This is a genomic window from Burkholderia sp. MSMB1459WGS, from assembly GCF_001534535.1.
Taxonomy (GTDB): Bacteria; Pseudomonadota; Gammaproteobacteria; order Burkholderiales; family Burkholderiaceae; genus Burkholderia.
Genome location: NZ_LPMU01000026.1, coordinates 1 through 11765, shown reverse-complemented (window position 1 = coordinate 11765; position 11765 = coordinate 1). Strand labels below are relative to the sequence as shown.

Below are 11765 nucleotides of genomic sequence, written 5' to 3'. Positions count from 1 at the left end.
GATTAATTGCGGTCGAGATCGATATCGATACCGAGCGAGCGGATTTCCTTCACGAGCACGTTGAAGGATTCCGGCATGCCTGCATCGATCACGTGATCGCCCTTGACGAGGTTTTCGTACACCTTCGTCCGGCCGGTCACGTCGTCCGACTTCACCGTCAGCATTTCCTGCAGCACGTAGGACGCGCCGTACGCTTCGAGTGCCCACACTTCCATTTCACCGAAACGCTGGCCACCGAACTGCGCCTTACCGCCCAGCGGCTGCTGCGTGACGAGCGAGTACGGGCCCGTCGAACGCGCGTGCATCTTGTCGTCGACCAGGTGGTGCAGCTTCAGGTAGTGCATGTAGCCGAGCGTCACGCGACGTTCGAACATTTCACCCGTGCGGCCGTCGTACAGGCGGACCTGGTTCTTCGACGGATTCATGCCGAGCTGTTCGGCGATGTCGTCCGGGAACGCGAGGTCGAGCATCTTGCCCATTTCTTCCTCGGTCGCACCGTCGAACACCGGCGTTGCGAACGGCACGCCTTCGCGCAGGTTCTTCGCGAGTTCGAGGATCTCGTCGTCGGTGAAGCTTTCCAGATCTTCCTGGCGGCCCGACTCGTTGTAGATCTTCGTCAGGAACGCGCGCAGTTCCTCGATCTTCGCCTGACGCTGCAGCATTTCGCCGATACGCCAGCCGAGGCCCTTCGCGGCCCAGCCGAGGTGCACTTCCAGAACCTGACCCACGTTCATCCGCGACGGCACGCCGAGCGGGTTCAGCACGACGTCTGCCGGACGGCCATCGGCCATGTACGGCATGTCTTCGATCGGGACGATCTTCGACACGACACCCTTGTTACCGTGACGGCCCGCCATCTTGTCGCCAGGCTGCAGGCGGCGCTTCACCGCCAGGTACACCTTGACCATCTTCAGCACGCCCGGCGGCAGTTCGTCGCCTTGCGTGAGCTTCTTGCGCTTCTCTTCGAACGCGAGGTCGAACTGGTGACGCTTTTCCTCGATCGAGTTCTTGATCGCTTCGAGCTGCGCCGCTGCTTCGTCGTCCGCGAGACGGATGTCGAACCAGTGGTAGTGGTCGAGGTCTTCCAGGTAAGCCTGGTCGATCTTCGTGCCCTTCGCGAGCTTCTTCGGACCGCCGTTCGCGACCTTGCCCACGAGCATGCGCGCGAGACGCTGGAACGCGTCGCCTTCCACGATGCGCAGCTGGTCGTTCAGGTCGAGGCGGTAACGCTTCAGTTCGTCGTCGATGATCTGTTGCGCACGCTTGTCGCGCTGAATGCCTTCGCGCGTGAACACCTGGACGTCGATCACGGTGCCGCTCATGCCCGACGGCACGCGCAGCGACGTGTCCTTCACGTCCGAAGCCTTCTCGCCGAAGATCGCGCGCAGCAGCTTCTCTTCCGGCGTCAGCTGGGTCTCGCCCTTCGGCGTGACCTTGCCGACCAGCACGTCGCCCGCTTCGACTTCGGCACCGATGTACACGATGCCCGATTCGTCGAGACGGCCGAGCTGGACTTCCGCCAAGTTCGAGATGTCGCGCGTGATTTCTTCCGGCCCGAGCTTCGTGTCGCGTGCAACGACGTTCAGCTCTTCGATGTGGATCGACGTGTAGCGATCGTCCGCGACCACCTTCTCCGAGATCAGGATCGAATCCTCGAAGTTGTAGCCGTTCCACGGCATGAACGCGATCAGCATGTTCTGGCCGAGCGCGAGCTCGCCCAGGTCCGTCGAGGCGCCGTCGGCCAGCACGTCGCCGCGCGAGACCTTGTCGCCCATCTTCACGATCGGACGCTGGTTGATGTTCGTGTTCTGGTTCGAACGCGTGTACTTGATCAGGTTGTAGATGTCGACACCGACTTCACCCGCGACCGCTTCGTCGTCGTTCACGCGAATCACGATACGGCCTGCATCGACGTAGTCGACGACGCCGCCGCGGAACGCCTGGACCGTCGTACCCGAGTCGACCGCGCAGGTGCGCTCGATGCCCGTCCCGACGACCGGCTTTTCCGGACGCAGACACGGCACGGCCTGACGCTGCATGTTCGAACCCATCAGTGCACGGTTCGCGTCGTCGTGTTCGAGGAACGGAATCAGCGACGCTGCGACCGACACGATCTGCGACGGCGCGACGTCCATGTACTGGATGCGGTCCGGCGTGACCATCATCGTTTCGCCGGCTTCACGCGACGACACGAGTTCGTCGATCAGTCGGCCGTCCTCGTCGATCGCGGCGTTCGCCTGAGCGATCATGTAGCGGCCTTCCTCGATCGCCGACAGGTAGTCGATCTGGTCGGTCACCTTGCCGTCCACGACCTTGCGGTACGGCGTCTCGAGGAAGCCGTACTCGTTCAGGTGCGCGTACAGCGCGAGCGAGTTGATCAGGCCGATGTTCGGACCTTCCGGCGTTTCGATCGGGCACACGCGGCCGTAGTGGGTCGGGTGCACGTCGCGGACTTCGAAGCCTGCGCGCTCGCGCGTCAGACCGCCCGGGCCCAGTGCGGAAACACGGCGCTTGTGCGTGATTTCCGACAGCGGGTTGGTCTGGTCCATGAACTGCGACAGCTGCGACGAACCGAAGAACTCGCGGATCGCCGACGAAATCGGCTTCGAGTTGATCAGGTCGTGCGGCATCAGGTTTTCGCTTTCGGCCTGGCCGAGGCGTTCCTTGACCGCGCGCTCGACACGCACGAGGCCCGCGCGGAACTGGTTTTCCGCCAGTTCGCCGACGCAACGCACGCGACGGTTGCCGAGGTGGTCGATGTCGTCCACTTCGCCCTTGCCGTTACGCAGCTCGACGAGAATCTTGATCGTCGCGAGAATGTCGTCGTCCTGCAGCGTCATCGGACCGACGATCTCGTCACGGCCGACGCGGCGGTTGAACTTCATGCGGCCGACCTTCGACAGGTCGTACGCTTCTTCGCTGTAGAACAGGCGGTTGAACAGCGCCTCGACCGCTTCTTCGGTCGGCGGCTCGCCCGGACGCATCATGCGGTAGATCGCGATGCGCGCGGCCGTCTTGTCGGTCGTTTCGTCGACACGCAGCGTCGACGAGATGTACGGACCCTGATCCAGATCGTTCGTGTAGAGCGTCTGGATGTCCTTGATACCCGCTTCGCGCAGCTTCTCGAGCACGCTTTCCGTGACTTCGTCGTTCGCGCTCGCGATCACTTCGCCGGTGTCGCCGTCGACGACGTTCTTCGCCAGCACGCGGCCGAGCAGATAGTCTTCCGGCACCGAGATGAACTTGGTCTTCGCGGCTTCGAGGTCGCGAATGTGCTTCGCGTTGATCCGCTTGTCCTTCTGGACGATGACCTTGCCGTCGCGATCCGTGATGTCGAAACGCGCGACTTCACCACGCAGGCGCTCGGGCACGAACTCGAGTTGCGCGCCTTCGTCCATCAGCGTGAAGTTGTCGAACACGAAGAAGTTCGCGAGGATCTGTTCCGGCGTCAGGCCGATGGCCTTCAGCAGGATCGTCACCGGCATCTTGCGGCGACGGTCGACGCGGAAGTACAGGATGTCCTTCGGATCGAATTCGAAGTCGAGCCACGAGCCGCGGTACGGAATGATCCGTGCCGAGAACAGCAGCTTGCCCGAGCTGTGCGTCTTGCCCTTGTCGTGTTCGAAGAATACGCCCGGCGAACGGTGCAGCTGCGAGACGATGACACGCTCGGTGCCGTTGATGACGAACGAGCCCGTCGGCGTCATGAGCGGAATTTCGCCCATGTACACTTCCTGCTCCTTCACTTCCTTGACGACCGGCTTGTTCGGCGATTCCTTGTCGAGGATGACGAGGCGGACCTTCGCGCGCAGCGCGGAGCAGTACGTCAGGCCACGCTGCTGGCATTCCTTGATGTTGAATGCCGGCGAGGACAGCGCATAGCTCACGAACTCGAGGCGCGCGAAACCGTTGTGCGAAACAATGGGAAATACCGATGTGAACGCGGCCTGCAAACCTTCAGGCTTGCGTTGCGTCGCCGGCACATCGGCTTGCAGAAACGTGCTGAATGATTCAAGCTGAGTAGCCAGCAAGAACGGAACTTGGTGAACGATGGGGCGCTTCGCGAAACTCTTGCGAATGCGCTTCTTCTCGGTGAAGGAATATTGCATACGATCTCCGAATCACGGCGGGTGCTATCGAGGCGGAATACCTGGACGTTTCAAACCCGAGTGTTCACCGACTGAGACCCGATGGCCGTTCGACGGCTTGAACGAGCCGAGAAGCTTGGTGGTTGGCCGCTACCAACCGCTGGCTGACGGCAGCGGATGCCTGTGTTGCCCGCTACCCGACCAAACTTGCCTTCTGCAGTCGCTTCAGAAGACAAAGAGAACCGCCAATCGCGTGTGATGCGTCACAACGATCACAACGATCAGGCGGTTTTCTTTGGCTTCTGGGGTCGATTATTCGGGCTCCCGAATGAGTGCCAGAATAACGTCCCCACAAAGCACAAAAAGGCCGGCGGTGAAAATACCGCCAGCCTTCGCACAGCGCGCCGAAACTTACTTGACTTCGACCTTCGCGCCAGCTTCTTCCAGCTTCTTCTTGGCTTCTTCAGCAGCAGCCTTGTCGACGCCTTCCTTGATGGGCTTCGGTGCACCGTCAACCAGGTCCTTCGCTTCCTTCAGGCCCAGGCCCGTCAGTTCGCGAACGGCCTTGATGACCGAAACCTTGTTGGCGCCGGCTTCAGCCAGGACGACCGTGAATTCGGTCTTCTCTTCTGCTGCAGCAGCTGCGCCGCCGCCTGCCGGGCCAGCGACTGCCACTGCAGCTGCCGACACGCCAAACTTCTCTTCGAACGCCTTGACCAGTTCGTTCAGTTCCAGAACGGTCATCCCTTCGACTGCTGCCAGGATGTCTTCTTTTGCGATTGCCATTTGAAATACTCCTAAATTGAATTCGGATACAGCCAGCGATCAGTAACGCTGATGCACGTTCGCTTACGCAGCTTCTGCTTGCTTCTTCTCGGCCAGCGCGGCCAGAGCACGCGCGAAGCCCGAAACAGGCGATTGCATAACGAACAGCAGCTTCGAGAGCAGTTCTTCGCGGCTCGGGATGCTTGCCAGCGCTTGCACGCCAGCCTTGTCCATCACCTTGCCATCGAACGAACCAGCCTTGATGACCAACTTGTCATTGCTCTTGCTGAAGTCGTTGACGACCTTAGCAGCGGCAATTGCATCTTCCGAGATGCCGTAGATCAGCGGACCAGTCATCTGCTCTGCCAGCGGAGCAAACGGCGTACCTTCGACAGCGCGACGCGCCAGCGTGTTCTTCAACACGCGCAGGTACACCTGCTTCTCACGCGCTTGCGCGCGCAGCTTGGTCAGATCGCCAACCGCAATTCCACGATACTCAGCCAGCACAACGGTCTGGGCCTTCGCGACTTGCGCGGAAACCTCAGCGACGACGGCTTGCTTGTCTTCTCTATTAAGCGGCACGGTTAGCCTCCAGAAACGATACGTTGGGCGCGACCGGCATGGTCGAAACCTCACGTACCTCGTTCAACAACGGCGTCCGACCTCGTTAGGAGTATTTCCACCTCACGCCGCGAATCGCTTCGCGGCCTGCGGCTTCACCACTGCAAAACTTTTTCGGGTTCGCCATCTGCGTTGGCTTGAATTAAGGGATCACCTGACTGCTGCGCCCCACCAACGGTCTTTGATAACCGGTTGTCCGCCCTGCTGCACGAACAACCGCCCAAAGCCCATGTAGGCCGCTTCGCGAACGAAGCGGCCCGAATACTTGCTTACTGTGCTGCCAGCGTAGCCTGGTCGACACGCACGCCGACGCCCATCGTGCTCGACAGTGCGATCTTGCGCAGGTACACGCCCTTGCTCGTTGCCGGCTTTGCCTTCTGCAGCGCGTCGATCAGCGCCGACAGGTTCGAACGCAGCGCGGTCGGCTCGAACGATGCACGGCCGATGGTCGCGTGGATGATACCGGCCTTGTCGACACGGAATTGCACCTGACCAGCCTTCGCGTTCTTGACGGCGGTTGCGACGTCCGGCGTGACCGTACCGACCTTCGGGTTCGGCATCAGGCCGCGCGGGCCGAGGATCTGGCCGAGCGTACCGACGATACGCATCGTGTCCGGCGAAGCGATCACGATGTCGAAGTCCATCTGGCCAGCCTTGATCTGCTCTGCCAGGTCTTCCATACCGACGATTTCCGCGCCTGCTGCACGAGCCTGCTCGGCCTTTTCGCCTTGCGCGAACACGGCAACGCGAACCGACTTGCCCGTACCTGCCGGCAGAACGACCGAACCACGCACGACTTGGTCCGACTTCTTCGCATCGATGCCGAGCTGGACTGCGACGTCGATCGACTCGTCGAACTTCGCGCTCGCGCATTCCTTCACGAGGCTCAGTGCGTCTTCGATCGCATACAGCTTCTGACGGTCGACCTTGGCGGCAAATGCCTGACGGCGCTTGGAGATCTTAGCCATTTACACGCCCTCCACAGTGATACCCATCGAGCGTGCGCTACCAGCGATGGTGCGAACGGCTGCGTCCAGATCAGCTGCCGTAAGGTCCGGCATCTTGGTCTTCGCGATTTCTTCGGCTTGAGCGCGCGTGATCGAACCGACCTTGTCGGTGTGCGGCTTGCTCGAACCCTTGTCCACCTTCGCCGCCTTCTTGATCAGGACGGTCGCCGGCGGCGTCTTCATCACGAACGTGAAGCTCTTGTCAGCGAATGCCGTGATGACCACCGGCACCGGCAGACCCGGCTCCATGCCTTGAGTCTGCGCGTTGAACGCCTTGCAGAACTCCATGATGTTCAGGCCGCGCTGGCCCAGTGCCGGACCGACCGGCGGCGACGGGTTGGCTTTACCTGCAGGGATCTGCAGCTTGATAAAGCCGATAATCTTCTTTGCCATTTGAAACCTCATTGGAACGCCGGGGAAGGCGTTCGGTGAGTGATAACGCGCTTTCGCCGCTGGCTACTGACGCTCCTCAACGGCCATGACGCGGGCCGTAAGCGCGAAGGTGGGCAGCCGAGGCTGCCCACCGAATCGGGATCAAACTTTTTCGACCTGACCGAACTCGAGTTCGACGGGGGTGGAGCGGCCAAAAATGGTGACCGACACACGCACGCGCGATTTCTCGTAGTTGACTTCTTCGACGGTGCCGTTGAAGTCCGTGAACGGACCTTCCTTGACACGCACCATCTCGCCGACTTCGAACAGGGTCTTCGGGCGCGGTTTTTCGACGCCTTCCTGCATCTGCGACATGATCTTCTCGACTTCCTTCGGGGAAATCGGGGTCGGGCGGTTACGCGCACCGCCGACGAAACCGGTGACCTTCGCGGTGTTCTTCACGAGATGCCACGTTTCGTCCGTCATTTCCATTTCCACCAACACATAGCCGGGGAAGAAACGACGCTCGGTCACTGCCTTGTGACCGCCTTTGACTTCGACCACTTCTTCGGTCGGGACCAGGATCTGACCGAATTTGTCCTGCATGCCAGCACGTTCGATGCGCTCCTGAAGCGCACGTTGCACGCTCTTCTCCATACCGGAGTAGGCGTGCACGACGTACCAACGTTTTCCGCTCGGGGATGCCGGAGTATCGCTCATATCATTTCCAACCCAGAATCACCGAGAAAATCACCCATTCGATCGATTTGTCGCTCAACCAGAGGAAAATCGCCATCACGAGCACGAAACCGAACACGACGAGTGTGGTTTGCGTTGCTTCCTTGCGGGTGGGCCATACGACCTTCCGGACTTCCTTGTACGAATCCTTGGCAAATGCGATGAGACCCTTGCCAGGGGCGGACATGAGCCCGACGGCCACGCCGGCGATGATACCTACCGCCAATGCGGCACCGCGGACATACCACTGCTGATTGGCCAGCCAGAAGAAGCCCACGAATCCGGCCAAGACCAGCAATACGCCCAGGGCCAGCATCAGCTTATCGCCGGAGGTATTTACAGTTTCGACGGATGGATTCGCCATAACACCTTAAAACAAATGCCACGTAGGACACGTGGCGATTTTTGGCAGGGGCAGAGGGAATCGAACCCCCAACCTTCGGTTTTGGAGACCGACGCTCTGCCAGTTGAGCTATACCCCTAAACCATGTTGGGGCCGGCTGCCGCCAGCCCCAAAACTGTCGATCAACGAATAACTGGCTTACTCGATGATCTTGGCGACGACGCCGGCGCCGACCGTACGGCCGCCTTCGCGGATTGCGAAGCGCAGACCTTCTTCCATCGCGATCGGAGCGATCAGCTTCACCGTGATCGACACGTTGTCGCCCGGCATCACCATTTCCTTGTCCTTCGGCAGCTCGATCGAGCCCGTCACGTCCGTCGTACGGAAGTAGAACTGCGGACGGTAGTTGTTGAAGAACGGCGTGTGACGGCCGCCTTCGTCCTTGCTCAGCACGTACACTTCAGCCGTGAAGTGCGTGTGCGGCGTGATCGAACCCGGCTTCGCCAGAACCTGGCCACGCTCCACGTCTTCACGCTTCGTGCCGCGCAGCAGGATACCGACGTTGTCGCCTGCCTGACCCTGGTCCAGCAGCTTGCGGAACATTTCAACGCCCGTGCAGGTCGTCTTCACCGTCGGCTTGATACCGACGATTTCGATTTCTTCGCCGACCTTGATGATGCCGCGCTCGACACGACCCGTCACCACCGTACCGCGGCCCGAGATCGAGAACACGTCTTCCACCGGCATCAGGAACGCGCCGTCAACCGCACGCTCCGGCGTCGGGATGTACGTGTCCAGTGCGTCCGCCAGGTTCATGATCGCCACTTCGCCCAGCTCGCCCGTGTCGCCTTCCAGCGCCAGCTTCGCCGAACCCTTCACGATCGGCGTGTCGTCGCCCGGGAAGTCGTACTTCGACAGGAGTTCGCGAACTTCCATCTCGACCAGCTCGAGCAGTTCAGCGTCGTCCACCATGTCGCACTTGTTCAGGAACACGATGATGTACGGAACGCCAACCTGACGTGCCAGCAGGATGTGCTCGCGCGTTTGCGGCATCGGGCCGTCTGCTGCCGAGCAAACCAGGATCGCGCCGTCCATCTGCGCCGCACCCGTGATCATGTTCTTCACATAGTCAGCGTGGCCCGGGCAGTCGACGTGTGCGTAGTGGCGGTTAGCCGTTTCGTACTCGACGTGCGCCGTGTTGATCGTGATGCCGCGCGCCTTTTCTTCCGGTGCCGCGTCGATCTGGTCGTACGCCTTCGCTTCGCCGCCGAACTTCTTCGTCAGAACCGTCGTGATCGCTGCCGTCAGCGTCGTCTTGCCGTGGTCAACGTGACCAATCGTACCAACGTTCACGTGCGGCTTGGTCCGCTCAAACTTTTCCTTGGCCATTTTCAACTCCCAAAAGGAATTTCACAGGTTGCGCCGCGCGCAAACAAGACACTGACTTTTTACTGCTGGTGCCCATGGGCAGGATCGAACTGCCGACCTCTCCCTTACCAAGGGAGTGCTCTACCACTGAGCCACATGGGCGCTACGCTTCAACTTAGCGGTCTGGAGCGGGTGAAGGGAATCGAACCCTCGTCGTAAGCTTGGAAGGCTTCTGCTCTACCATTGAGCTACACCCGCACGGGCCACTAACGATTCCTTGCCGCTCACTGCGCTGATATCTTGGTGGAGGAGGTTGGATTCGAACCAACGTAGGCGTAAGCCAACAGATTTACAGTCTGCCCCCTTTAGCCACTCGGGCACCCCTCCGTAGAGAACTGACGATTATGGGGGTGCATCGCACTCCTGTCAAGCACATCCGGAAGATTATTTTCATTCTCTTCCCGACTTCCGCTTCCCTCCGATCCTCGCCCTCGCCCGGCTAAGGCAAGCGCGAGATGTTGCCGATCGGCACCACATCTTCGTCAGACTCCGTCTTCAACGCCGATCTACATCTGCGCTAAAAACGAAAGACCGCCATCATACGGCCTCTTTCGCGCAATGCCAAGCGGTACGCACGAAATTTCGGCAAATTTCGTGCCGGGCCGACTTGGCGAGCCGGCACCGATGGTTCTCGAGAGGTTCGACGGCGATTCCTGCAGGAATCGCCCGCCTACCTTCCCATGTGCCCGCTTGCTCCTGAACCGCATTCCTTTGTGGTCGCAACGGTACATTCCACGGCTTTGGCAGACTCCTGGTGCCGCTCGCGATACCGATCAGGTGATCCGACGGCAGCGTGACTCACCGCTTCGCCGCGGAGCGCCGGAGGCGCGCTCCACGCTCGGAGCGGCTCAACGGTCGGGACCGAAGCCCCGGTTGCTTTGTGGGGGTTTGGATGGGCGTCGACTAGCACGCGGCACAACGGATGGATCGGAGTGCGATGGCCCAACGACGTCTCGCGGGATGCATCCGGCGGTTCTGCGTGCCTCGATGTGCTTATGGCCGCTACCTGGTGACGACGAGCTCCCTGTTCCGGTCTCTCCATGCCTTGTCGCCGCGTCGAATGTTCCGATGGTCTGCGCCGCTGCATCTCGTCGAGCAAGTCGCCCAACGTCGTCGTCGGACCGCCTTACCGCAGCGACTCGTCGACATACATGCACATGCGACCTCGCAGCCGCTCGTACGGTGCCCGCCTCGTCCAGCTGGGCGCAAATGCCGGCGCTGGGTTCGGCGCGAGTACCCTCACCACGCCTCCCACTCCCGAAAACGTCGGAAAGCCGATATGTGGCGCCGGAGCATCGACATCCGACGAGCACTGCCCGGCAATGTTCGAGCCGGCCCGGAATCACGACCGGAACACAGCCCCCTCCGCTGTGGGAGGCCCTCCGTTCGGCGATCCCAATACGACACATACAAGCCTGGCTCTAGGCGTCGACGCAGACTGCACGCCCTTCAGATGGGAAAAACGCGATGCCACGCAGGCAATGCCGCCTATTCGCTCATCAAGAAAATTTACGCGTGATGAGACGGTCTGCAGATGACCGTCGAGAAGAACCGCGCCGACTTTTGATCTTCTTTGGCCCGCTATACGCACACGGCGCAGCCAGTCCTCGACCTGGGGGCACCTCCTGCCCCGACTCAGGCGTGGGTCACGTACCAATACGGCTATTTCGATGTGAAATGCTGCGAATAGACTAAAAGTAGCGCTTGATAGCGACATCGTTCGTCTCTTGACGCAGTTCAGTCGCGCGGCTCCATGGGGAACGAACAATTAGCGGCGGCGACAAGAGGGTTGAGAGCGCCAACATTCTGCCCGTTCTGCCAACTACGCGCAGGAGACAGAGCGAGCGCGAGACATGTCCCGCTGCCAGACGATAGCCATAGCGTACCGAGGTAGAAGATGGGCCAAATACACCGGTGGTCAACGCACGCTGATCGATTATCGGATGAGGAGAACTCGCAACATCTCGTTTGCGCCGGTGCTGAGCAAGGCCGGGCGGAGATTGCCACGGAGAAGTGCCAAGGCGATTTCTCGTTGCGCATCTGATGACCGCCCACACAAACGAGAAGTAAGTAAGAGGACAGTTTTTCAGCAACACGCTGGCGTGCAGGCACCCCGAGAGACGAGGTGCATTTGTGCCAATCTCGCGGAGGCGGCTCCGATTTGAGCCGACACCTTCGGTCGACACCCAGCTCCTGCCACAACGGCGCTTCTCCACGTGCTTTTTCTTGGCGCCGAAATGCAAAAACCCCCGCCTGATCGGGCGGGGGTTTCTGTCTTGAGGGGAGCCTGACGATTACCTACTTTCACACGGGAATCCGCACTATCATCGGCGTAGAGTCGTTTCACGGTCCTGTTCGGGATGGGAAGGGGTGGGACCGACTCGCTATGGTCATCAGGCAAAG

The 11765-nt window shown here is 60.5% G+C and carries 8 protein-coding genes, 4 tRNA genes and 1 rRNA gene; all 13 read right to left on the bottom strand.

The window, feature by feature from the left end; genetic code table 11:
- Nucleotides 1-2: 2 nt before the first annotated feature.
- Nucleotides 3-4109 carry a DNA-directed RNA polymerase subunit beta gene (rpoB, locus tag WT97_RS11650; RefSeq protein WP_034209726.1) on the bottom strand — a complete coding sequence of 1369 codons (4107 nt, stop codon included), beginning with the start codon at nt 4107-4109 and terminating at the stop codon, nt 3-5.
- Nucleotides 4110-4499: 390 nt separating this feature from the next.
- Nucleotides 4500-4874: a 50S ribosomal protein L7/L12 gene (gene rplL, locus WT97_RS11645; RefSeq protein WP_006482911.1), complete on the bottom strand. Its 375-nt coding sequence runs from the start codon at nt 4872-4874 to the stop codon at nt 4500-4502.
- Nucleotides 4875-4937: 63 nt separating this feature from the next.
- Nucleotides 4938-5435, bottom strand: coding sequence for a 50S ribosomal protein L10 (gene rplJ, locus WT97_RS11640; RefSeq protein WP_059499775.1), 498 nt, complete (start codon nt 5433-5435; stop codon nt 4938-4940).
- 308 nt (nt 5436-5743) lie between these two features.
- Nucleotides 5744-6442, bottom strand: coding sequence for a 50S ribosomal protein L1 (gene rplA / locus WT97_RS11635; protein ID WP_034209724.1), 699 nt, complete (start codon nt 6440-6442; stop codon nt 5744-5746).
- Nucleotides 6443-6874 (bottom strand): 50S ribosomal protein L11, encoded by a 432-nt coding sequence (gene rplK / locus WT97_RS11630; RefSeq protein ID WP_006477201.1) that lies wholly within the window; start codon nt 6872-6874, stop codon nt 6443-6445.
- Between the two features lie 141 nt (nt 6875-7015).
- The gene (gene nusG / locus WT97_RS11625) at nt 7016-7573 is read right to left on the bottom strand and encodes a transcription termination/antitermination protein NusG (protein ID WP_006400672.1); all 558 of its coding nucleotides are present in this window, start codon (nt 7571-7573) and stop codon (nt 7016-7018) included.
- Between the two features lies 1 nt (nt 7574).
- Entirely contained in the window at nt 7575-7955 is a 381-nt protein-coding gene (gene secE / locus WT97_RS11620; protein WP_059499776.1) for a preprotein translocase subunit SecE, read from the bottom strand.
- 42 nt (nt 7956-7997) lie between these two features.
- A tRNA-Trp gene (locus WT97_RS11615) sits at nt 7998-8073 on the bottom strand.
- 59 nt (nt 8074-8132) lie between these two features.
- On the bottom strand, nt 8133-9323 hold the full coding sequence (tuf, locus tag WT97_RS11610) for an elongation factor Tu (protein ID WP_034209732.1): 1191 nt from the start codon (nt 9321-9323) through the stop codon (nt 8133-8135).
- Nucleotides 9324-9389: 66 nt separating this feature from the next.
- Nucleotides 9390-9464: transfer RNA gene (locus WT97_RS11605), tRNA-Thr, on the bottom strand.
- A 22-nt stretch (nt 9465-9486) separates the two neighbouring features.
- Nucleotides 9487-9560: transfer RNA gene (locus tag WT97_RS11600), tRNA-Gly, on the bottom strand.
- Between the two features lie 43 nt (nt 9561-9603).
- A tRNA-Tyr gene (locus tag WT97_RS11595) sits at nt 9604-9689 on the bottom strand.
- 1958 nt (nt 9690-11647) lie between these two features.
- Nucleotides 11648-11760 (bottom strand): 5S ribosomal RNA (gene rrf, locus WT97_RS11590).
- Between the last annotated feature and the right edge of the window lie 5 nt (nt 11761-11765).